Below are 20718 nucleotides of genomic sequence, written 5' to 3'. Positions count from 1 at the left end.
TTCCCATTGTTTTCAGGATTCAAGAGCTGCGATTGCATAGAGTCTGACATGCGGGATAACCGTTCCTTCTACTCTAATTGGGACTGGCTAAGCTGTCTCATCTATTGTTGTCACAGTGGGGAGTTAGGACAGTGCTAGAGCTGCGCGGCGTACCTTGCTTGCCCCTAGAGCTATGCCCACAGCCTCGTAAGAGTTGCTGCGTTTCGCGGGGCTTTGGGCGACCTGTGGAGTCCCTAGCGGAATTGAGGGAAGCGGTAGCTTTCTACGGGGCGACAGCAGCGGCGAAGTTGAGGCGTGATGGTCAGGTAGCGAAGACGATGACGGTTTTTATTACCACCAGTCGCTTCCGGCCTAGGGAGCCCTACTATGCCAACTCTCAGACGTTGACACTGCCCTTTCCAGCTAACGACACACCGACCTTAGTTAGGGCAGCGCTAGGGGCTACAGAGCAGCTTTACCAGCCAGGGTATAGCTTCCACAAAGCCGGAGTCATGCTGATGGATTTGAGCCCTGAAGAGATTGTCCAAGGGAGCATCTTCGGATGCCAGGCCAGACCAGAGCGATCCTGGGAGCTGATGGAGGTGATTGATTCGCTTAACCAGCAGTTTGGAACCGGGACTATTCGATGGGCGGCTGAGGGGCTGCAACAGGGCTGGAGGATGAGGGCCGATAGATTAACTCGGCGGTACACAACTCGGTGGGATGAGTTGGCTTCAGCTAACTAACCCGAGTCTCCAATGCAAGAGCTGCATTGGAGACTCAAGTGATCAGGTCAGCAAGGTTTCTGGTGTTTTGCCATTGATGAGAACTTCATTCCGCAGTGCTCACACGAACCCCGGATCCACTGTGAGGGAATTGGGAAAGGCTGATTACAGCCGGTTGAAGGGCATGATGACAGTAACCTAAGCCGATGTGTTTCACATCCTGTCATCGCTTTGAATTGCCAGGCCATACGGTGATATGGCGCTTCAGCATAACAGGCGGCGCACATTCTGATAGGAGTTGGTTTAATTGGCTCAGCTTCAGAAGGAAACATCGCTCGAAGTCGTTCAATCTCAACTCCCATCAGGCCAGACATTTTCTCCAGTTCCTCCTGATCTGGTGGGGGATTGAAATAAAACCTTTCCCATCGGTAAAGTGTCTTTCCTAACCTTAGCTTTTTGGCCAAGCTGAAAGAGTTGGAAATGTTAACTGTCTCCTTACGGAACCAGCGTCCTAAATAATGGCTAATACTTTCCCCCTCAAATGGAGCCAGATGTAACAAAAAATGTTGTTCTGCCTGATTTTCCACTAACGAATGGCTCCATTTGAGACAAGCTAGTCTTTTTGTGAGAGATTAGATACTGGCTGGTAGCCAACTCCTAATGCTTGAGCTACATTTTGAGGATTGATTTCAGCTTTGGGGTTGTCCAACTTCCAGACAGCGATTTCCCGCAAGTTCTCGTACAACGGTCGGAGTTGACCTTGAGAGGCTTTATGTAAATAATCCACGATGGCTGTATCTTCGTCTAGCTTCATTGGGTTAGACCAACGAAGGCCGGAACGTTCCCAGTTTTTAATCACCTTCGAGGTATCACTAACTGAGAATGTGTCGAAGCTACAGCGCTTCAGAAAGGTGTTATGGATGTTGACGAACTTTTTATTTCGTAGCCTCTGTATATCGAGCATGTCATCCAGATAAGGCATTCCGGCCAGTACAACTGGAATGTTTAACTTCTCGAAAATTCTCATGAGTTCCGTAAACGCCTTAAAAGAGAGAAGGTCAGCGTTATTGACGATTAACAGCTTGACTCCGTAAGCCTTCAGGGTTCCCCATACTCGTGCTCTTAAGTCTCTAAGATTGCCACAGTCTAAAGGATTAGATAAGAATTCGAGGATCAGCAGCATCAAATCCGTTGAGCTGCCATTCTGCTCAATCTCTACTAACACAATTGATGCAGGAATTTGGAGAATACTACCCCGTCGCTTAACTTGAGTACGCACGTAGTACTCAAGTGCTCTTTGAATGCCTAAGCGATCTATGGTTAAAATGCGTGCGCATAGCTTTAAGTCACGCCACGTATTGAGTTGTTCAAATAAAGCCTCATCCCGTGACAGGCTGACATAAGTATTAATCTTTCCGATGCGTTCGACTTCTGCTTGATTCTCGGCTGATCTACCGGGAAAATCCCCAGGACGAATAGCAGGTTGTTCTACAGGTTGGTTATCAGCAGGTACAGCACCTTGAAGCGCGGCATTGGTTATTGACATCGCTATCACCAATCCTCTGTAAATTTATTCCAGTCTTCCACGACAAACAGCGGAGGCCTAGAAGGCACGTTAAGTAAGCTAGACTTCTTTGCTGTATTATCCACTTCGTTTAAGATTGGTGCAGGTTCTATTTGACTACTGGGGCTGTCGGGCTGGCTAGGATTTTTCTGGTGCAGTGGAATAACATTTGATGGCTGTTGCTTTTTGCTGAGTCGCTTGCTCTCTTTCCTGCGCCGGGATCGTAACGACTTAGCTTCTCCAACGGATTCTTGAAATAGGGCTTGTTGTTCAGCGAGGATAGATGATTGGTCAACTTTTTGGCGTTTTTCCCGAATTTTTGCCTTCTCTTGCTCCCATTCTCTCAAGGATAGCCTTTCTCCTAACAACTCTCTGGCTCTCAAGGATCCTAAATACTTTGAAGGCTCTCCCTCACATTCCTTTGAAAAAATCAGAACATAGACAATATTCCTAGGATCGTATCGAAGAGTTACCTCTTTCCCTTCATAGGGCTTAAGGAAATTTGCGCTCAGGTCATGTTTCCAATGGCCATTATCATCTTTCCGTAGACACGCAGTGTAATGTAGGGTAAAGCACTCAACTGTTCCACGCTCTTGAACTTTACGTTTTGTCGTCTTTAGTAGACAAATATCTAGATCTCTCTCACTAGATGGCATCCTAGGCTTAAACTCAGGCAAGCCAGAGATCCATCGCTGCGTAAGGGTTTTATCCTTCTCCCTATCATGGAAATGCTGGTTATGATGGTCAACGATGTGACGTACTAGTTTTTGTTCATATTCCTCAAAGGTAATGCAAGCCTTTTTTTCAGGATGATCGGGGCGCTCATTCAAATTTCCACCCTTGTAACCATTAATTAGAGCTGCAAATTCTGTTTTCAAAGCTAAGAATAGGCGTTCTACGATTCCACCTTGCTCAGTGTACAGCCGAAGCCGTAGCTTGATTCCCAGGTCAGATGCGGCGTGTCTCAAATGAGCTGACTTAAACTCTTTGGCCCTATCTGTCACAATATACTCAGGTAGCCCGCAAGCTTCCCACTCTTTCCTTAGATTTTTGTACTCTGGGCCATCTTTTTTAAGAATAGCCTGTCTAAGAGCCAATGTTACTTCATGGGATCCAGCAGAATCATAGCTAAGATAGTAGCCCATTACTAAACTTGAGTAGGTATCTACTACTGCTGTAATCCATACACATCCAGCAAGACCAGAAGCTTCCTTTTGCCCATCAGTTAATAGATTGTCTAAGCGAGTATGGTCTACCTGCCATACCTGATTGCTACGGATGACTTCGATGTCCTCTTGAACATGCTTGCCATCCTTCTTCGTTCCATCTGTAACTTTGACAATGATATTAGGCCCTTGGCCTGGATTCCGAACTCTCGGTTTGCTAGCGATAATAGGATCCAGCACCTTGTATACGAACATGTGGGAAGGGAACTCCCCCCTCTTCAAACCAAGATCAAGTTCTGCGTGGGCAATTAACTGGTTGTTGACTGTGTTACGAGTGATCCCTAAGCCTGCCTTCTTCCCTGCAGCATAGATTTTGAGAATGAAATCTCGCCAGTAATCAACACTGTGCTTCCAACGGCTACTTCCTTTTAATATGCCTGCATCACTCCGAGTTGTTCTGGCGATAGAGGCTATTCCCTCTTTCTCTGCCTCACGTACCCACTTTTTAATGGTTTCAGGATGCTTGCCGCATCGATCACTCCAAAGTCTAATTTTGTCCCGTTTTTGGGATCCAGAACTCTGAATAATGTCCTCAACAGCATCAAGCTTAAGAATGAGCTTTCGCTTGGCATCCAAGTCCTCAATCTGCTCAGTAAGGAGCGCTCGGGCAGATTGGGGTTGTCCTTCTGCTGAGGAATCATCGGTAGCTATTGCCCTGAGTAGGGCTGTGCCCTCAGCTTCATGCTCACTCATAAGAAAAACTGATAGGGTTATGGGTTGAACTGGGAAACATCAAATAGCGATTTAAGAATATTTTGGATGGTATTCGAGGAAAAGCAAATACCTGTTTAACTCTTGAGAGAGAATAAAGGCAAGATCAAGAAGCCCAAAGCCCTTGGCACGTAAAGGTTTTAGGCTTCTTGCCGTAGTTCACGCTAAGTCGTTAAACTTAACATCTACCCCTTTAATGGACATAATTTGTAGATGACTCCTGGCTGAGCAGCAATCTCGGTCAATTTGGCTACTTGAAAATTTTCTGCAAGACGCGCGTACCGATCGCACCGGGTTTATCAATCGCTGAAATAAGGCGATCGCGATCGAAATGACGAGATCCTCAAGCTTTTGTAGAAAGTACGGAAACCTTCCGTCAGCAGGCAGCGTGCGATCGCGCCATCCAATGGAACGTTGTCATCATAATTGGCTGAAGACATGAAATTATCCCGTGATGCGATAATCGCAGAAGCCAAACTGGCAAAGTATCTTTTGGTGTGGCGAGAAGTGGATGATAAGTCACAGTTTCTAGAGCAGGCAGGATACACCTGGAAAACTGGCAGCAATTAGAAGTCGATTTGAGGAGCCAAATCCTATCGCTGGCAGCCGTGCCCTCCGACGAACCAAATCGATTTGGAGATGTCTACGAAATCCGGGGCGTATTAAATGGGATAAATAGCACCCGCTTAGCTGTAGTCACGATTTGGATGATTGAGTACGAAACGAAAGTGACAAAGTTCATCACGCTGTATCCAGACAAGGAGGCTAGATCATGACGTTTGAGCTATTCACACGAGTCGCTTTGCGGGAAGATTTTCCCAACCATCAGCTGCATCGAGGGGATGTGGCGACGATTGTGGAGCATCATCCGGTAGCTCAGGGCGAAGATGGATATAGTCTGGAGGTCTTTAATGCGATCGGGGAAACCCTCGCAGTTTTGGTAGTGTCTGAGTCGCAGATTGAACCACTCATGAGAAATGAGGTGCTGCACATTCGAATGCTCGATGAAGCGGTTTAGGAAAGGCCCCAAAAGTGAGCATCGTGCCTTGCGCGAGATATTGTAGACCCTAATGTACAAAGGTTAAGTGAATCTCGTAAAAGTTAGCATAGCTTCTGATTCTCAGTAGATTAAGTGAACCAAAGGGAAACCTAACTTACACCTATTTAGGATGGCTCATCCCCAATAAAGTCTATAGATTCAATATTTTCTGCACTTATGCAGGTCTTGCAGGGTTCGTGATTTTCCCTCGCCTGCTCATGTGAGTCATAACAACTGATTTTGTTCATTTCATGTGGGCGAGCTCTCTCAGGATAAAATTTACATTTTCTGCTGAAATGATGCTTGTTTTTACTTTTGCTTTTCCCCCAAGCTCTATAGGGTCCTCCTACGATTGGTTTACCTGCCACATTCTCGAGAAGAATTTTCATTTTCTTGAGAACAATTAAACGGGGATAGTTTTTTATGTCATTTTCAAGCTCTTCAATAACTGATTTTACTAGAATGGCATATTCATCTTCATCTTCGTCCCCTAAATACTTGCCCTCAACCGTAGAAATTGAATTCCTTAAATAATTATAGACTTCGCTTACAATAAACCTGCCCATAACGGGACTCGTTAAGGTAAGTTCTACCAGATCATCAAGAACTACGTGAGAATAAGCCAAGAATCCACGATCGTAGCCAGGATATTTCGATAGTAGTTTGCTTATGACTTTGTCAATTTTTCTATATCTCTTATCTGAGCTTGTCTTCAAGAATATAAATTTATTTCTAAAATGCTCTAGCTCAGGATATGAGTTGCCTTTTATTTCCTTTAGTTCGTTCAATAGGTCTTGTTGCTCGTATATTAGTTCGACTGCCCACAGCAAACGTGAAGAACTCGCTAGATTTTGTGATTCCGGAATTAGGATCGTAATCAACTCTGAAAGAATCGAGGCTTTAGACTCAAGTCGATTAATGATCCTGGCTTGTCCGCCTGATTCAGGGTCAACTTCAATCAGCCTCTTAGAAAGCTCTTTTCTTTGTTTGCTTATCTCTTGACCTAGGCTTCCCTTTAAAGTGTGCTTTATTAAAAGACTTATAGTTTCAATGGGGAAGGCTCTAGGAGCTTTCAGCCCTAAAACTAACCACTTAAAGAGAGCAGTCACTAAGAATAATAGCGCTCTTATATATGAAGACCATGTTTGACTATTTCTGTCTAGGCGACTCCAGTCAGATCGGAAGGGCTCAACATCTTCTTGGAGATAATTTAGCCAATCACTATTGGATTGATGAAAATGATCATGTACTTGTTTTAGAGGAGGAAATTTTTCAAAAATTACTTTGAGTGATAATGCTTCACCACCTAAATGAATTTGCTCACTTCTGGTCTTATTAATGACTCCGCAAATTTTTCCTGTTCTCTGGTTGAGTAAAGGTGCTCCGCTCATTCCAGGACGCACCTGCCCTCCTTTCAACTTTATGATAGATCGCTTTTCTCCTGCCAAACCTTCACATTCTAAAGTTATTGGATCACCTTCAGGATTTCCACCTATTGGATCTGTATATCCAAATGAAAAGCATAAATCCCTAGGATTGATTTCGTTGTCAACATAAACACAAGAACTTGTAGATTTGATATTCGCCTGAAGGATAGCTAGATCTATTTCGGGGGCAAATGAGTGTACAAGCCTTGCAGGAAGAATTTTCCCATTTCCCCTTATCGAGACAGTCACTTCCTGAGTTGCAGGATAATTCAATACATGAGCACAAGTAACTATTATCCCAGGGGCTATGAAAAAGCCAGTTCCATGAATATATTCTGACCCTGGTATGTTTATTTTAACAGTGCAAACTTCGACAAGCTGCTCTATAGTTGAATGATTCATGTCTGAAGATGAGCTACTTTTCCCATTCCAATGTGATTTCTAAATTTGCTTTACTTGCTCCCTTGACGATAATAGCCGTTAAGTTACCTGACTCGACTCCTATCTCTATCCCGAATTTGACTGACGCTTTTTGGGGTTCAATTTTTCTAATCGTCTCTTTTATGGCGTCTGTTATTCCTAGCAATGCATCTTCAATTTCTTGAAAAGAAAAGCTTTTAAAGGATACTTCTTTTCTGCCCGAGCCCGAAGCTTCAAACTTGACTGTAGACCCATTCGGCAAGCTGACCGAAATTTTTTCCGAATTGAATGAAAGTTCTGACATTTTTTGTGCGTTAGGATAGCAAAAAACCGATAGTTATCTGAAGCTATGCCTTTTGAAAAGTAAACTCTTAACTAAGAAAAAGCTGCATTTGCAAGTGAATCCTGTAATTCCTCGTCGCATTGAGTAGGCAGGTAAAGGGTAGAAGCAGCTAAATCGACTAGGATGCTTGCTTTTTGGCTATCTTGCAGATTCGGTAATTGTAACTGATGAATCAATATTGACAACCCACTGTAGCGCCAAGATTCAACTCTTTCTTTAGCCCTCGTACAGCTACGATTCACCGATAGGGTCTAGCCAGGAACGGTTTCTAGCAGAATCTGCTGCCAAGAATTCGGGCTTCGCTGGCTGACATAGAGCATTTATTTCGATGCCGACCACCTTACCTTCAGCGTTGTAATCCAGAATGATACCGTCGCTGACCTCTTCAGATTCGACGATCGCCGTATCGTCTAGCCGCAGATATAAAGCATCGTCTTCTTTATGGACAACTAGTTTCATTTCACCCTCCGATCGAAAAAGACAGTTAAAACTCATTGCGGAGTAACCTTCGGGTTCATGACTACCCGTAGCCACTCTTCTATCAATCTGAATAATCCCGCGTCTAGGAGCTTTACAAAAGAAAAGGGTCGGCGGAATATCCGCCGACCCCTTATTGCTGGTTTAGAACAGAAGGTCTAGGGCCTAGAAGGTGTAGCCCAGACCGACGGTGCCATTGACCTGGCTGTTGCCGTAGATCGACCAGTTGACGGCACCATTGGCCACAACGTGGTCGGAGATGCGGTAGTCAACACCGCCGGTCACCAGAGGCCCAACTGCGCCTGCACCCTGGGTAGAGACTGACAGGCCACCGCCGACGTAGGGCATCAGGCGGCCGTTGGGGGTAACGGGGTTAAAGTCATAGGTCACGGGCAGCAAAAAGACGGTTTCGCCGTTGTTGCTAAAGTTGAGGTCGCTCATGACTCCGGGGCGCACCGAGATGTGGTCGGCCACGGTAGCTTTGCCGTTGACCGATAGGCCAACGTCGCTGTTACCCAGGTTGCCAACAGCAACCCCAGCGCCGACGTAGTTGTAGTCTGTGGGGGCGTCTTGGGCGTTAGCGGCCATGGGCAGGGCTGCCAGGGAAGCGGCGGTGAGACTCAGAGCGATCGCGGCGATAGAACGGGTTTTCATGGTCATTCTCCAAATGCAAACTGTGTGTTGTTGACTGTGCGGCTGAAGGACCCACCCAAAACGAACTCTTTGATGCGAGTCAGTGCCATTAGGTCGGGATGGGTATAGCGGTGAAGCGGATGCCCTTGCTTTTGTCGGGACAGGCGCTTTCGCCATGACACTGTTGTAGCGCTGGGGCCTATAGACCCCTTAGCCAGTCCATGACACTTTGTGTAGTGGGTGATACTGGCTCACCAACTCAGAAAACTCCGCAGGTTGCCAAAGTCCTTGTCCTGCAAGGGTTTGCGGTGTTAGCAAGGGGCCGGAATGGCGATCGCAGCCCTGCTAAAACCCCTCGGTTAGCCGGGTTTTACCAGGCAGACACCCAACTGGCACACTCAACTGGCATAACCACCCCTAGGCAAAAAAAACTCTCCCAGCCCTAATCCAGGCGGAGAGAGACCCTGTAGATGAGGCCGTCAACCCGTTGCCAGGGAGGGCTTGCTCTCAGGGCTTGCTCTGGTTCTTAATCAGGTCATTAATTTGAGTGAAAATTTCCTCAAACAGCTGCGGGGGCGCACCGCCCGGAATCAACAGGTCGTTCATGATGAAGGAGGGCGTGCCCTGAAGCTGGAGCCGCTGGGCCAGGGCCAGATCTTGCTGAACGGCGGCGGCGGCGGCGGCACTGGCGCGATCGCGGTTGAACTGCTCCATATCTAGCCCCATGGCCTCGGCCAGCTCAACATAGAGATCTTCGCCCAGGCGATTTTGGTTCGCAAACAGGCCGTCGTGGTACAGCCAAAACTGGCCCTGCTGCCCCGCTGCCCAGGCCGCCTTGGCCGCTGGCAGCGCCTCCGGGTGAATCTGGGTCAGCGGAAAGTTCTTGTAAACATAGAGAATGTCGCTGTCGTGGTTTGCCACAAACCCTTTCATGTTGGCGGCGGCCAGGGCGCAGTAGGGGCACTGAAAGTCTGAAAACTTAAACAGCACGATCGCAGCGTTGGGATTCCCCTTGGTGGGCGAAGCCCCGATCAGGCTGGCCCGATCCATGGAAGTAATGACCTTGGTGACGATCGCCTGGTGGGCTTCGGGGCTGTCGGGGGCGCCAGCCTGGTGCCGCCGGGGCACTAGCAGCACCACCGGAATCAGTATGCCGACGATCAGCGCGCCGACGATGCCCCATAGCAGCGGCTTGGAGCCGCGCAGCCGGGTCCAGAGTTTTTCCATAGCCTCACCTTTCTGTGCGAATGCCACCCCCATCATGCCGCCCTGGGGGGCACCTTGCCAGAGGTTTAGCCTACCGCTGCTGGCGCGGCGCGGGCAGTGGCGGTGCCGACGCCGGGGAACCCGGCGCCCCCCGATCGATATGCTGCCAAAAAATATCCCGCAGGCGGCGCTTCGCTCGGGAGGCCCGCTGCCGCAGGGCGGCTTCGCTGGCCGCAGGGTACCCCAGGGCGGTCAGCCACTGGCTGATCTCGCTCCACGGCCAGCCCTTTACCGTGCGCAGGTAGAGCAGGCAGGTCGCCTCAGAATCCTCCTGGTAAAGCAGGTGCAGCGCCTGGTAAAGCAGGTCAAGCTCTTCGGTAATCAGCTGCTGCTGCATGAGGTTGAGGCGGGGGTCAGGCAGGGCCGCCTCTAGCACGTGGGGATCGGTGGCGCTGGCCCGGTGCTTGCGCTTGCGCTCGTAGACGACGTTGAATGCGGTTGCCTTGAGCCAGGCGTGGGGGTTGTGGATGACCTCCCCCGTCTGGAGCTTTTTTTTGCCGCGCAGGTAGGCCTCATGGAGAATCTCGTAGGCCTCGTACTGGGCCTCTAGGCGATACTGCTTCAGGGTTCTTTGAATCGCACTTAAAATATAGAAGGCCTGGGGACTGTCTTTGCCAAGAATTTCACTCAGCGCTTGATCAAACACGTCTTGGGCTGGAGCATCGGCGGGTAAGCGGAACTCATTAAAACCACTGGTGTCGTCGGATTGGCTCATATTCCCTTTGGCGTAGGTGAGGCATCACTCCACTAAACAAGTGATATAAGTTGCTCCAATGTGACAAATAAAATTGCGGAAACTACCGCCCCAAAAGCCCAAAAAAGATTTTAAAGAAAAGTTGCGCGCCCCTGTCACAACCTCTACCCCCAGGTCACTAATACACTAGCGCGGCGATCGCCCGGCCCGTTTGCGAGGGCAGCTTTCTGCTGTCTCAGCCGGGGCGGTAGGCCTGAGTTGCGAGCATCTAGCGGGGTTACACCGGCTGGGCGCTCGGTTGATCTGTGCGTTGGACCAGTCCTGGTCGAGCGATCGATACGTGATATTAGTTCGGGGATCTAGGTCTGGCTGGGCGCCCCTTGGGGCAGCCCTGGGAATACGTGTGGCGGTCAGAGACCTACCCCAGAGGGCGATGGTCAAAGACCCACCCCAGAGGCGAACGCAAGTATACCCAGGGTCCATTTCCAGCCAGGCAATCCAGCTGGCGAATCGATGCGCCTGAACAACTCCATCTGATTTACAGGTTTTCCCTACAGCGGCACGCGAGGAGTGAGGAGTAATGAATACAGAACATGTCACGGCGCCCTCAACACCCCCCCTAGACGATCTGCCCGTGGTGGCGGGCGGCGGTGCCCCCGACTCGATGTTCGCCAATTGGCTTAGGGCTAAGGGAGAGCTGCCCCTGGACGGCCTGAGACAGGGTTTGCGGCGCCACGCCCCGACGCTTATTGACTACTGCACCCTGGCCCTACAGCCCAGTCTCTCCGCCGAGGACGAAGCGCGCCTGGACACCATTTTGACCCAGGCGATTGACGATCCCCTGCTGAGCTTTTGGCTCGATGAGGCCGACGGCTGGGTCGACGGACAGCTGAATCTGCTGCCCGAGGAGGTGCTCAAGCAGCAGCAGGGCAAGCTGCGCCGCATGATTGGTCAAACCTGGGTGGATACCCTCTGGAATGACTTGCAGCACGGCACGAAGGCGCTCCAGGCCTACCTGAAGCGGGTGGGGGTCTACAGCGGGGCGATCGACGGCATTATGGGACCTCGCACCCAGCGCGCGATAGAATCCCTCAAGACGGCGTACCCTGACGATTGGCCGTTGGGGTACCTGTAGGCGTTGAGATATTGGCAGAGGGAAAAGCGTATGAGTCGGTTGGCTACAGGGTTCTGGAATTGGCGGCAGCTCCTGGTATCGCTGGTTTTTAGCCTGACTATAGTCCTGGGAATAACGGCAAATGGCGGCAGGGCGATCGCCGCCCCGGACGTTTCCCTCACCGTGCACCTGGGCACTGCGGCCGGGGACCTACGCTTTGAACCCGCCCAGGTGAAGTTTATGGCGGGTCAGCGCTACCGTCTGGTGCTCGACAACCCCAGCCCCGAGAAGCACTACTTTACCGCCAAGGACTTTGCCGACGGCCTCTGGACCCAGAAGGTGCAGGCCGCTGGCGTGGAAGTCAAGGGCGCCATCCACGAGCTAGAACTCAAGCCGGGGGCGATCGCAGAGTGGGTGTTTGTGCCCCAGCGGCCCGGTGTGTATGAACTGCACTGCGCGATCGCGGGCCACGCCGAAGCTGGCATGGTCGGTCAGCTCGAGATTGTCGCTGCGGGCGACGCCTGATTCCCGCCTGCGCTCAGGCCCAAGGCCAGGGTTCTGAATCCTTTGCGTTGCGGGCATTCAGGACGCTTCTGAGGGGCCGTGCTTTAATAAAATTAGGCGTTGGAGCCATTGGGAGCGGATAGGGTTTCCCCCCATCACCGGCTGCCTGATCAGGGACATCCACAACTGTGTCAGTCCTCACATCGCCTTGGAGATGACCTTTCAAAGCCCCCTAGGCGCAACCGCGCTCACCCCGTCATCCCGTCGAGTCACGATTCAGGCGGCGCTCGATCAGGTGGTCTCCCAGGAGGCCCACCGCAATGAGCTACAGCTGTCCTACGTGCGATCGGGGGTGCTATTTATTTCCCTCATGCTCGACGTAGCGGTGTTTCTGTTTCCCCAGGCGCTGCTCGGCAAAGCCCACGTGCCCCCCACGGTGGTGATTATTAGCCTTTGCGCCAACCTCTTTGCCCTGGGGCTGGTGGTGATTTTGCGCCAGGGCCTCTCGATGGAAGCCCTGCACCGCTGGCAGATCGTTATTCCTATATTTGACAACCTGCTCCTGTGGGCCTTTATCACCAACATTTGGCGGGTGCTGGGCACAGCCCAGCCATTGATTTTGACCAATGTGGTGGCCTTTTGCAGCCTGGTGGCCGTCTCCGGGGGCCTGCGCCTGAGTCGCCGGGCGGCCTTGCTGACCTCAGTGCTGGCGCTGGTCAACTTTGGGTATGCGGCCATGCTGTTCAGGCTTACCCTGGCGCTGGCCCTGTTCGCCGGTATCACGGTGCTGGGCACGGGCTTTTTGGGCATGCGGATGGCGGTGATTGTGCGCCGCCACGTCAAAAATGAGTCGGGCCGGGTGTTGATGGCCCAGTTTTTGCCCAAAACCGTGGTCGAAGCAGCCTTTGAATCGCCCCTGGATCTGCTTCAGCAGCCGCAAAAATGCCAGGTCACCGTGGTGGTCACCGACCTGCGCGAGTTTACCCATTTTGCCGAAACCTTAGAACCCCAGGCCGTGCTCGACTTTCTCAATCGATATCAGGGGGTGCTGGCGACCATCGTCGAGCGCCACGGCGGCTGGGTTGATAAGTTTATGGGCGACGGCATGCTGGCGGTATTCGGTGCCCCAGACCCGCTGGAAAACCATGCCCACAGCGCCCTCACCGCCGCGATCGCCATGGTGCAGGAGGTGAAGCAGATCTCCCCCCTGGCCATGGGGGTGGGGGTGCACTCTGGTCCGGTGGTGGCAGGCTGTTTGGGCACCGCTGGGCGACTGGAGTTTACGGTGATTGGCGATACGGTCAATGTCGCTGCCCGACTGGAAGCGCTGACCAAAATCCTGGGCCACCCCCTGCTGGTCAGCGAGACAACCTACCGGCAGGTAGATGCCCTGGCTGCGCCGTCTGTGGTTCTGCGATCGGTGGGGCAGCACACCCTGAGGGGCCGGGCTCAAACGCTAGAGCTGTTTACCGCAGCCTGACGCCAGCGATGAACCTATACCTTGGGATAGAGGCTGCTTGCGGATTCCTGTGGCATCCCTAAGGTTAGGCCTTCACGCTTTAGTTTACATATCTTCATCTATTTCAGCATTTCGGATTCTCAGTATTTGGGATCCGAAATTATCATGGCCTAAAGAGCACTGCACCGATAGTTCTAAACCCAATAATGCCTCCGGATCCTTCCCATGAACCCTTTGCCATCCTGGCTGTAGACGATTCTTCAGACAATTTGTTTCTGATCGAATCTATTTTGGATGACCCTGACTATCGAATGACCTGTGTAGAAAGCGGCCAGGCCGCTCTAGAGGTAGTGGAGCAGGCTCCGCCCGATGTGATCTTGCTCGACGTCATGATGCCGGGGCTAGACGGCTACGCGGTGACCCAGCGCATCCGCGACAACCCCAACCTGCCCTACATTCCCATTTTGTTGATTACGGCCCACGACCAGTCAAGCCTGGTGCAGGGCTTAGATGCCGGGGCCGACGATTTTATTCGCAAGCCGGTGGATGTCAACGAGCTGCGGGCCAGGGTGCGATCGCTGCTTCGTCTCAAGCGCAGCATTGATGCCCAGACAGCCATGATTCGCCAGCGCGACGACTTTGTGGCTCGCCTCACCCACGATCTGCGCACCCCCCTGGTGGCCGCCAACCGGATGCTAAAGCTGTGCCAGGGCGACGCCTTTGGCCCCATACCCGAGGACGGGAAACAGGCGATCGCGACCATTGTCGACAGCAACCGCCACCTGCTCAGCATGGTCAACACCCTGCTGGAGGTGTACCGCCACGAGGCCGGACACAAAGCCCTGACCCTATCGCCGGTAGACCTGTTCAAGCTGACCGAAACCGTGGTTATGGAACTGGCTCCCATGGCGGCGGAGAAGGGTCTTACCTGCCTGCTGTGCTGGTCCAACCAGGCCAAGCCGGTGCCGTTCTCCGCTGCCCCAGGCTTTGGCGGTGCAGCCGTGGAGGCCGCTGAGGCAGAAACCGAAACCCAGGGCCACGATGCGTTTACGGTTTTGGGCGACTACCTAGAGCTGCGCCGGGTAATTACCAACCTGATTGGCAACGCCATTAAATTTACCGACGCTGGCAGCGTGACGGCGACGATTGGCACCACTTTGCAACGACCCGACGGCGTAGCTATCCCTGACAGCGGCGACTCCCCCTGGGTCTGGGTAAGGGTGGCTGACACGGGTATTGGCATTCCCAAGAGCGAGCAACAAGCCGTGTTTGAGTGGTTTCGCCAGGGCAATCAGGCCCGGTCGGGGCACGGGCTGGGCCTCCACCTGTCCCAGCGCATCGCTCAGCTCCACGGCGGCACCATTACCCTCACCTCCGAGGTCGACCAGGGCAGTTGTTTTACCCTGTACCTGCCCCAGGCAGCCGGATCATAGGTTTCACCCGGCTCGGGTTTAACAGGCAGGTTTAGTAGGATGGAGGCAGACCCCGTCATCTATCCAGAACACCACTATGCGCATTGGGCTGCCCAAGGAAATCAAAGATCAGGAGTTTCGCGTTGGCCTGACCCCGGCAGCGGTGCAGAGCCTGTGCCAGCAGGGTCACCAGGTCATGGTGCAGGCCGGAGCCGGGGCCGGCTCGGGCTTTGCAGATAGCGACTACCAAACCGCCGGGGCTACCCTGGTAACCGATGCGGCCACCGCCTGGGCCCAGGAGCTGGTGATCAAGGTCAAAGAACCCCAGCCCTCCGAATATGCCTTCTTTCGCCCCGGCTTAGTTCTGTTCACCTACCTGCACCTGGCCGCCGAGCGATCGCTGACCGAGGCCCTGATACAGAGCGGTATCGACGCGATCGCCTACGAAACCGTGGTCGCCCCCGACGGCAGACTGCCGCTGCTCACCCCCATGAGCATTATCGCCGGGCGCCTCTCGGTGCAGTTTGGGGCCCGCTACCTGGAGCGTCAGCAGGGCGGGCGGGGCGTGCTGCTGGGCGGCATTCCCGGCGTTGCCTCCGGTACGGTGGTGATTTTGGGCGGCGGCGTGGTCGGCACCGAAGCGGCCAAGATGGCCGTGGGCCTGGGGGCCAGGGTGCAAATCATCGATCTCAACGTCGATCGCCTCGCCTATCTCGAAACGCTGTTTGGCTCCCGCGTCGAGCTGCTCTACAGCAGCCCGGCCCAGATCGCCGCCTCTGTGCCCCAGGCCGATCTGCTGATTGGAGCGGTGCTGGTGCCCGGCCGCAAAGCCCCCACCCTGGTCTCCAGGGATCTGGTGGCCACTATGCGCCCCGGCTCGGTAATTATTGACGTTGCTGTCGATCAGGGCGGCTGTATCGAAACCCTGCGCCCCACCTCCCACAGTCAGCCCACCTACGTGGAAGAGGGCGTAGTGCACTTTGGCGTACCCAACATGCCCGGTGCGGTGCCCTGGACGGCCACCCAGGCGCTCAACAACGCTACTCTGCCCTACGTGCTTAAGCTGGCTCGCCAGGGGCTGCAGGCCCTTGCTAGCGATAGCGGTTTGAAGGGTGGGCTCAACGTGTCGTCAGGGAAACTCATTCACCCGGCTGTGCGCGATGTCTTCCCAGATTTGGCTGCTCGGCCTGCTGAAATGGCTGCCCTTTAGATGTCACCTGTATGAACAACGTTGAGGTAATTCGCGAACTCTATCGGGCCTTTCGCGATCGCGACTACGACGTCTTTCCCAGCATCACCACGCCGGATCTGGAGTGGATTCAAAACGAGGGCTTTCCAGGAGGAGCGACGTACCGAGGTGCCGCTGAGGTAATTGAGGGCGTCTTCCAAGCCAATAGCAACAGCTGGGCAGGCTTTGCCTACCAAATCGAAGAATTTTTGGATGCCGGTGATTCAATCATCGTGCTGGGCAGATATACCGGGCAAAACACTGTCTCCGGAAAACCTCTAAGTGCGGCGGCAGCCCATATCTACGATCTGCGCGATGGTAAGGTCTGCCGCTTTCGCATGTTTGCCGATACCAAAACCATTTGGGACTCGATGACCTGATTCGGAGTTTGAGACCGCACGTAGGCTCAGTTCACCACCGTGCTGCCGTGGGCACGAGGGTCATTATTGACCGCACTCTGCCTGAATACAACATCGCCCTCGATCGCCGAGGTGCGGCCAAAGGTCTGCTGGTGGGGCAGGGGCGCCTCAGCCATCAGCGCATCCAAATTTTCGCTGAGGATTTGGCGGGGCTGCTCACCCACGGCGGTGGCAATCGGGTCGCCCGCGCTGCCCATGTAGACAAAGTGGGGAATGCCCTCGACCCGGTAGGCCAGCATTTCGGGCAGCCACTTGTTGTTGTCGATGTTGAGCATGACAAAGTTGACGCGATCGCCATAGCTCTCCCGTAGCTCAGCCATATCGCCCGCCATCGCCTGACAGCTGGTGCACCAGTTGGCATAGAACTCCAGCAGGGTCGGCTTGCCGTTGGTTTGGGCCTCTTCGTAGGGCACCGCGCTGGCGGCTAGTTCGCTGAGGGAGAGGGTGGCCGACTGGGTGCGAATGCCCAAGAACATGGCGGCGGCCAGCACCACGGCGGCTACCGCCACTACCAGATTGCGGGCGCGGCTGGGGGCAATATCTGACGTGAGGGGCTGATTATCTGCCATGGCATACAAACTTCCCTGGGGGTTAGGCGCTAGGACATAACAGGCAGGCCAACTCTCCGGTTAGGATAGGAGCAGCCCGCTGATGTTAAGTGTAAAAGAATTGGGGTGAATGGGTCGGCTATGAAAAAACGGGTCAAGCTGATTTTCCCCAAGCGATCGGTGCATATGCCGATTACCTACCGTTTGGCCAAGGACTTTAACATTGCCGCCAACATCATTCGCGCCCAGGTGGCTCCCAACCAGGTGGGTACCCTGGTGGTTGAGCTATCCGGCGACATTGACCACCTCAACGATGCCACCGACTGGCTTGAGGTCCAGGGCATTGAGGTTTCGGGGGCCAGCGGCGAAATCGTGGTCGATGAAGACCTCTGCGTGCACTGCGGCCTCTGTACGGGGGTTTGCCCCACCCGCGCTCTTACCCTCGACAGTGACACCTACCGGCTGACCTTTTCGCGATCGCGCTGCATTGTCTGCGAGCAGTGTGTGCCCACCTGCCCCGTGCAGGCGATTTCCACCAATCTGTAGCCCCCGCTGAGGTGCGATCGCCATGCCCCAAGACCGCTCACTCCTTACCCTGATCAGGGTTCACTGGCTTTCCTGGACGCTCATGGTCATTGCCCACGCCACCTACGGCGGCTTTCTGCACGCGCGATCGGCTGGTCCAACGGCCTGGCTCTTGAGCATCGGGATAGCCATTGGCGGGGCAGGCGCCATCACGCTGTTCTGGCCGCAGATCCGTCGCGTCATTTTGCTCGGCTTTCAGTCCGACATCGGCTACTTCGTAATGGCGCTCAGCCTTGCCTCGCTGGCGGTGGTGGCCGTCACACAGTTTCAGCTGTTTGCCTATTTCGCTATGTTGGTGGCGGTATCCCTGCTAGCCCGCGTCGACAACCTGATTTTAGGCATCCAAGATACCGCTGCTTTTCTCTGGCTGTCGGGGCTGGCCCTGCTGGGGCTAGCGCTGAGCTGGTTGCCCAGGGTGCTGGCCTCATCCGGCTAAAGCCCCGTCGGCGCAGCGCCTGGATTGGCTTACCCCTATGCAGCGCTCCCTAGAATCGCAATCGTGCGCCCCGTTGCTGTGCCCCCGTCCCTGTGTAGGATGGTTAAGAGGTTTTGTGCTGTATACAATGCAGCTCGGCCAGTGCCGAGGGGCCGGGCAAAAGCGCCCCGGTGCAGACTGGGCCAGGGCCAATACCGCTTTATTCACGCTCGTTAGGGGGTTTACGCATGACGGCTGCCAGCACGCAATCGATTCCGGCCTTTTGTGAGGGTATTCAGCATTTCGGGGCGCTGCCCCCTGAGTTTGCCGCCTACGGTCAGGCGGCGGCGATCGCAAAAGGACAGACCGCCATTGCCTCCCCCAGCGACCCGGTAGCCGTTTACCAAACCCTGCTGGCCGCCGATGCCCTGCGCTACCTCACCCTCCAGGTAACCGCCAGCAAGGAGTCGGGCCACCCCGGCGGCTTTGCCAGCATTGCCGATGCGATCGCCGCTCTGGTCATGCTGGGCCACAAAAACATCGTCACCGAAGTCGGTCACCACGCCCCCGGCTTCTACAGCAATGTCTTCTTAGATCGCTCCCTCGAAGCCATGGGCATTGAGACCGTGCAGCAGCTGTGCGATCGCTTCCGCGAAACCCACGGCCTGCTGGGCCACCTGTCAGGGCAAATTCCCGGCCTGCTGGCCCCTGCTGGCCCCCTGGGCCAGGGGCAACACTTTGCCATGGCGGGGGCCAAGCTGCACCCTGGGGTGCTGTTCCCCGTCACCATTGGCGACGGCGGCCTGGGCGAACCCTACATCATGAGCAGCTTTGGCCACTTCAACACCGCCTATCCCAGCGTCACCAATATCCTGCCCATCCTGGTGTGGAACGGTTTTTCCCAAGAGCATCACAGCATGGTCTCAACCAAGTCCAACCAGGCCATGATCGACTACTGGCGCGGCAACGGCTTCCAGGAAGTGGTGCTGGTCGACGCCAAAGATTACGATGACGCCAGCCAGCCCGGCGACTACGTCGACAGCACCGCCTTCTCCTTCCCCCAGCGGTTCGCCTTTACCCAGGCCGTGCTCGAAGCCACTGACAAAGCCGCCAAGCTGGCCCTGGGCGGCACCCTCACCGTGCTCATCGTCAAGCAGCTCAAAGGGGCTGGCGTGCACAAGCGCGGTGCCCAGTCCCACAACCTCTACCCCGGCGACTCTCTCCAGCGCGACTACATCGTCAGCGCTCTCACCAGCCGCGCCCTGCACCCCGAGGCCTGGGCGCTAGTGCGCACAAACTACGAGCGGTCTATGGGTGGCCCCAGCGCTAGCACAGCCGTAACAGAATCGATCTTGCCCCTGGCCGACCTGGGCACCTTGCCCCTCAATGAGTTCCCGGTCGGGGGCGACAAGCAGGTGGCCACCACCGCCATGGGGTCGCTGGTGGGCCATGTCGGCCAGCAAGACGCCCAGTTTGTGGTCACCAATGCAGACGGCAACGCCGCCTCTGGCATCAACAACATCAACCAGGCGCTCAAAATCATTCACCCTACCGCCGATGCCACCTACTTCCAGCAGCCCCAGGGCCAGGTCTACGAACCCCTGAGCGAAGATGCCTGCGCTGGCCTAGCGGCGGCCCAGGCCCTGTTTGGGGCGCGATCGCTGTGGTGCTCCTACGAATCGTTTGCGATCAATGGTCTACCCATCTGGCAGACCGTCACCCAGGCCATGGCCGAGCTGCGCCGCCCCACCCCCTCCACTATCACCCTGTTCACCGCCGGAGCCCTAGAGCAGGGCCGCAACGGCTGGACCCACCAGCGACCCGAAATCGAGAATTATTTTGCCGGCATGATGCGCAACGGCAACGTGTACCCTCTGTTTCCCACCGACGCTAACAGCATTCAGGTGTGCTACGACTGGGCCTTGGGCACCCGCAACAAGGGAGTCACCATTACGGCCAGCAAGTCCCCCCTGCCGATTCGCACCACCTTTGAGCAGACCCGCCAGGCCCTGCGCGATGGTGCGATCGCGCTGGCCACACGCCCCGGCCCAAAAACCGTCGTGTTTGCCGTCGTCGGCGACATGACGCTGCTGCCCGTGTTCGAAGCCGCCGAGCAGCTGGCCGCCAGCGGCATCGGCAGCCGAATTGTAGCCGTCATCAACCCCCGTCAGCTCTACCGCCCTAGCGATGTGGCCTGGGATATGTGCTCTGAACCCGACGATGGCTTTTTAGACGATGCCGGGTTTGCCCATCTCTTTGACGGCGATGCTCTGATCGGGGTCACGGGCGGTTCTAGCGCTATCCTCGAACCCATCCTGCTGCGTACACCGCTGCCCCGCGACACCTTTGCCTGGAAGCGGGGCGAAACCACGGCCAGTGCCGGGCAGATTATGGCCCTCAATGGGCTTACCGCCGACAACTTTGTGGCTAGGGCAACAGCGCTCCTAGGCTAGTGGTAACAACGCAACGGGGAGGCAATGCCTCCCCGTTGCGTCAGCTTCAGCAGCTAAATCGTTTATCTAAGCCGCTA

General features: G+C 54.5%; 22 protein-coding genes. 12 read left to right on the top strand and 10 right to left on the bottom strand.

The genetic code is table 11. From position 1 onward, the window contains the following. Positions 1 to 131: 131 nt before the first annotated feature. Positions 132 to 725 carry a DinB/UmuC family translesion DNA polymerase gene (locus tag LEPTO7104_RS43655; RefSeq protein ID WP_225886997.1) on the top strand — a complete coding sequence of 198 codons (594 nt, stop codon included), beginning with the start codon at positions 132 to 134 and terminating at the stop codon, positions 723 to 725. Between the two features lie 47 nt (positions 726 to 772). Here the strand turns inward: LEPTO7104_RS43655 and LEPTO7104_RS43650 are convergent, their stop codons facing one another. Genes LEPTO7104_RS43650 through LEPTO7104_RS0116175 form a run of 3 tightly spaced genes read right to left on the bottom strand, consistent with a single transcriptional unit; the run spans position 773 to position 4187 of the window. After that, positions 773 to 1291 (bottom strand): TniQ family protein, encoded by a 519-nt coding sequence (locus LEPTO7104_RS43650; protein ID WP_071527252.1) that lies wholly within the window; start codon positions 1289 to 1291, stop codon positions 773 to 775. A gap of 26 nt (positions 1292 to 1317) precedes the next feature. Then, positions 1318 to 2250, bottom strand: coding sequence for an AAA family ATPase (locus tag LEPTO7104_RS0116180; protein ID WP_040696846.1), 933 nt, complete (start codon positions 2248 to 2250; stop codon positions 1318 to 1320). 5 nt (positions 2251 to 2255) lie between these two features. After that, on the bottom strand, positions 2256 to 4187 hold the full coding sequence (locus LEPTO7104_RS0116175) for a DDE-type integrase/transposase/recombinase (protein ID WP_017299626.1): 1932 nt from the start codon (positions 4185 to 4187) through the stop codon (positions 2256 to 2258). 596 nt (positions 4188 to 4783) lie between these two features. Between LEPTO7104_RS0116175 and LEPTO7104_RS43645 the strand changes: the two genes are divergently transcribed. Together LEPTO7104_RS43645 and LEPTO7104_RS0116170 are read left to right on the top strand one after the other, a co-directional pair. Beyond that, positions 4784 to 4981, top strand: coding sequence for a DUF6883 domain-containing protein (locus tag LEPTO7104_RS43645; protein ID WP_422879825.1), 198 nt, complete (start codon positions 4784 to 4786; stop codon positions 4979 to 4981). Next, on the top strand, positions 4978 to 5223 hold the full coding sequence (locus LEPTO7104_RS0116170; protein ID WP_026072768.1) for a DUF4926 domain-containing protein: 246 nt from the start codon (positions 4978 to 4980) through the stop codon (positions 5221 to 5223). The genes LEPTO7104_RS43645 and LEPTO7104_RS0116170 overlap by 4 nt, the downstream gene beginning before the upstream one ends. 146 nt (positions 5224 to 5369) lie before the next feature. Here LEPTO7104_RS0116170 and LEPTO7104_RS38330 read toward each other — a convergent pair whose 3' ends face one another. The 6 genes from LEPTO7104_RS38330 to LEPTO7104_RS0116140 all read right to left on the bottom strand — a co-directional run bounded on the left by LEPTO7104_RS38330 (position 5370) and on the right by LEPTO7104_RS0116140 (position 10525). Next, positions 5370 to 7073 carry a S1 family peptidase gene (locus LEPTO7104_RS38330; protein WP_071527251.1) on the bottom strand — a complete coding sequence of 568 codons (1704 nt, stop codon included), beginning with the start codon at positions 7071 to 7073 and terminating at the stop codon, positions 5370 to 5372. Positions 7074 to 7086: 13 nt separating this feature from the next. Further along, positions 7087 to 7395 carry a CU044_2847 family protein gene (locus tag LEPTO7104_RS0116160; protein ID WP_017299623.1) on the bottom strand — a complete coding sequence of 103 codons (309 nt, stop codon included), beginning with the start codon at positions 7393 to 7395 and terminating at the stop codon, positions 7087 to 7089. 270 nt (positions 7396 to 7665) lie between these two features. Further along, complete coding sequence (locus LEPTO7104_RS34120; protein ID WP_017299622.1) at positions 7666 to 7893, bottom strand: DUF2283 domain-containing protein; 228 nt, start codon at positions 7891 to 7893, stop codon at positions 7666 to 7668. Between the two features lie 183 nt (positions 7894 to 8076). Next, positions 8077 to 8565 (bottom strand): hypothetical protein, encoded by a 489-nt coding sequence (locus LEPTO7104_RS0116150; protein WP_026072767.1) that lies wholly within the window; start codon positions 8563 to 8565, stop codon positions 8077 to 8079. 486 nt (positions 8566 to 9051) lie between these two features. Continuing rightward, positions 9052 to 9771 (bottom strand): DsbA family protein, encoded by a 720-nt coding sequence (locus LEPTO7104_RS34115; RefSeq protein WP_225886996.1) that lies wholly within the window; start codon positions 9769 to 9771, stop codon positions 9052 to 9054. Between the two features lie 70 nt (positions 9772 to 9841). Then, complete coding sequence (locus LEPTO7104_RS0116140; RefSeq protein ID WP_017299619.1) at positions 9842 to 10525, bottom strand: RNA polymerase sigma factor; 684 nt, start codon at positions 10523 to 10525, stop codon at positions 9842 to 9844. Between the two features lie 559 nt (positions 10526 to 11084). Here LEPTO7104_RS0116140 and LEPTO7104_RS0116135 point away from each other — a divergent pair. From LEPTO7104_RS0116135 to LEPTO7104_RS0116110, 6 genes are all read left to right on the top strand, one after another. Further along, the gene (locus LEPTO7104_RS0116135) at positions 11085 to 11639 is read left to right on the top strand and encodes a peptidoglycan-binding domain-containing protein (RefSeq protein WP_026072766.1); all 555 of its coding nucleotides are present in this window, start codon (positions 11085 to 11087) and stop codon (positions 11637 to 11639) included. A 30-nt stretch (positions 11640 to 11669) separates the two neighbouring features. Continuing rightward, positions 11670 to 12143 (top strand): multicopper oxidase domain-containing protein, encoded by a 474-nt coding sequence (locus LEPTO7104_RS0116130; protein ID WP_017299617.1) that lies wholly within the window; start codon positions 11670 to 11672, stop codon positions 12141 to 12143. A gap of 193 nt (positions 12144 to 12336) precedes the next feature. Next, positions 12337 to 13602, top strand: coding sequence for an adenylate/guanylate cyclase domain-containing protein (locus tag LEPTO7104_RS0116125; protein ID WP_017299616.1), 1266 nt, complete (start codon positions 12337 to 12339; stop codon positions 13600 to 13602). A gap of 185 nt (positions 13603 to 13787) precedes the next feature. Next, positions 13788 to 15014, top strand: coding sequence for an ATP-binding response regulator (locus LEPTO7104_RS0116120; protein WP_017299615.1), 1227 nt, complete (start codon positions 13788 to 13790; stop codon positions 15012 to 15014). Positions 15015 to 15090: 76 nt separating this feature from the next. Further along, a complete protein-coding gene (gene ald / locus LEPTO7104_RS0116115; protein ID WP_017299614.1) occupies positions 15091 to 16203 on the top strand; it encodes an alanine dehydrogenase in 1113 nt (370 codons plus the stop codon). A gap of 11 nt (positions 16204 to 16214) precedes the next feature. After that, the gene (locus LEPTO7104_RS0116110; RefSeq protein ID WP_017299613.1) at positions 16215 to 16601 is read left to right on the top strand and encodes a nuclear transport factor 2 family protein; all 387 of its coding nucleotides are present in this window, start codon (positions 16215 to 16217) and stop codon (positions 16599 to 16601) included. Between the two features lie 26 nt (positions 16602 to 16627). Here the strand turns inward: LEPTO7104_RS0116110 and LEPTO7104_RS0116105 are convergent, their stop codons facing one another. Continuing rightward, positions 16628 to 17209, bottom strand: a complete 582-nt coding sequence (locus tag LEPTO7104_RS0116105) for a thioredoxin family protein (protein ID WP_017299612.1) — start codon at positions 17207 to 17209, stop codon at positions 16628 to 16630. Between the two features lie 120 nt (positions 17210 to 17329). Here LEPTO7104_RS0116105 and LEPTO7104_RS0116100 point away from each other — a divergent pair, with 120 nt between their 5' ends. The 3 genes from LEPTO7104_RS0116100 (at position 17330) to LEPTO7104_RS0116090 (ending at position 20641) form a co-directional block, all read left to right on the top strand. Continuing rightward, positions 17330 to 17734, top strand: coding sequence for an NIL domain-containing protein (locus LEPTO7104_RS0116100; RefSeq protein WP_017299611.1), 405 nt, complete (start codon positions 17330 to 17332; stop codon positions 17732 to 17734). Positions 17735 to 17756: 22 nt separating this feature from the next. Then, positions 17757 to 18209: a hypothetical protein gene (locus tag LEPTO7104_RS0116095; protein ID WP_155523660.1), complete on the top strand. Its 453-nt coding sequence runs from the start codon at positions 17757 to 17759 to the stop codon at positions 18207 to 18209. A 227-nt stretch (positions 18210 to 18436) separates the two neighbouring features. After that, positions 18437 to 20641 carry a phosphoketolase family protein gene (locus LEPTO7104_RS0116090; RefSeq protein ID WP_017299609.1) on the top strand — a complete coding sequence of 735 codons (2205 nt, stop codon included), beginning with the start codon at positions 18437 to 18439 and terminating at the stop codon, positions 20639 to 20641. Positions 20642 to 20718 lie beyond the last annotated feature (77 nt).

It is taken from the genome of Nodosilinea nodulosa PCC 7104, assembly GCF_000309385.1.
Taxonomy (GTDB): domain Bacteria; phylum Cyanobacteriota; class Cyanobacteriia; order Phormidesmidales; family Phormidesmidaceae; genus Nodosilinea; species Nodosilinea nodulosa.
The sequence above is the reverse complement of the archived record's forward strand: the minus strand, read 5'-3'. Positions and strand labels throughout refer to the sequence as shown.

Coding starts and splice junctions, on each gene's coding strand:
- LEPTO7104_RS0116180 (WP_040696846.1), bottom strand. CDS start 2,250: ATGTCAATAACCAATGCCGCGCTTCAAGGTGCTGTACCTGCTGATAAC.
- LEPTO7104_RS0116175 (WP_017299626.1), bottom strand. CDS start 4,187: ATGAGTGAGCATGAAGCTGAGGGCACAGCCCTACTCAGGGCAATAGCT.
- LEPTO7104_RS0116170 (WP_026072768.1), top strand. CDS start 4,978: ATGACGTTTGAGCTATTCACACGAGTCGCTTTGCGGGAAGATTTTCCC.
- LEPTO7104_RS38330 (WP_071527251.1), bottom strand. CDS start 7,073: ATGAATCATTCAACTATAGAGCAGCTTGTCGAAGTTTGCACTGTTAAA.
- LEPTO7104_RS0116160 (WP_017299623.1), bottom strand. CDS start 7,395: ATGTCAGAACTTTCATTCAATTCGGAAAAAATTTCGGTCAGCTTGCCG.
- LEPTO7104_RS34120 (WP_017299622.1), bottom strand. CDS start 7,893: ATGAAACTAGTTGTCCATAAAGAAGACGATGCTTTATATCTGCGGCTA.
- LEPTO7104_RS0116150 (WP_026072767.1), bottom strand. CDS start 8,565: ATGAAAACCCGTTCTATCGCCGCGATCGCTCTGAGTCTCACCGCCGCT.
- LEPTO7104_RS34115 (WP_225886996.1), bottom strand. CDS start 9,771: ATGGAAAAACTCTGGACCCGGCTGCGCGGCTCCAAGCCGCTGCTATGG.
- LEPTO7104_RS0116140 (WP_017299619.1), bottom strand. CDS start 10,525: ATGAGCCAATCCGACGACACCAGTGGTTTTAATGAGTTCCGCTTACCC.
- LEPTO7104_RS0116135 (WP_026072766.1), top strand. CDS start 11,085: ATGAATACAGAACATGTCACGGCGCCCTCAACACCCCCCCTAGACGAT.
- LEPTO7104_RS0116130 (WP_017299617.1), top strand. CDS start 11,670: ATGAGTCGGTTGGCTACAGGGTTCTGGAATTGGCGGCAGCTCCTGGTA.
- LEPTO7104_RS0116125 (WP_017299616.1), top strand. CDS start 12,337: ATGACCTTTCAAAGCCCCCTAGGCGCAACCGCGCTCACCCCGTCATCC.
- LEPTO7104_RS0116120 (WP_017299615.1), top strand. CDS start 13,788: ATGCCTCCGGATCCTTCCCATGAACCCTTTGCCATCCTGGCTGTAGAC.
- ald (WP_017299614.1), top strand. CDS start 15,091: ATGCGCATTGGGCTGCCCAAGGAAATCAAAGATCAGGAGTTTCGCGTT.
- LEPTO7104_RS0116110 (WP_017299613.1), top strand. CDS start 16,215: ATGAACAACGTTGAGGTAATTCGCGAACTCTATCGGGCCTTTCGCGAT.
- LEPTO7104_RS0116105 (WP_017299612.1), bottom strand. CDS start 17,209: ATGGCAGATAATCAGCCCCTCACGTCAGATATTGCCCCCAGCCGCGCC.
- LEPTO7104_RS0116100 (WP_017299611.1), top strand. CDS start 17,330: ATGAAAAAACGGGTCAAGCTGATTTTCCCCAAGCGATCGGTGCATATG.
- LEPTO7104_RS0116095 (WP_155523660.1), top strand. CDS start 17,757: ATGCCCCAAGACCGCTCACTCCTTACCCTGATCAGGGTTCACTGGCTT.
- LEPTO7104_RS0116090 (WP_017299609.1), top strand. CDS start 18,437: ATGACGGCTGCCAGCACGCAATCGATTCCGGCCTTTTGTGAGGGTATT.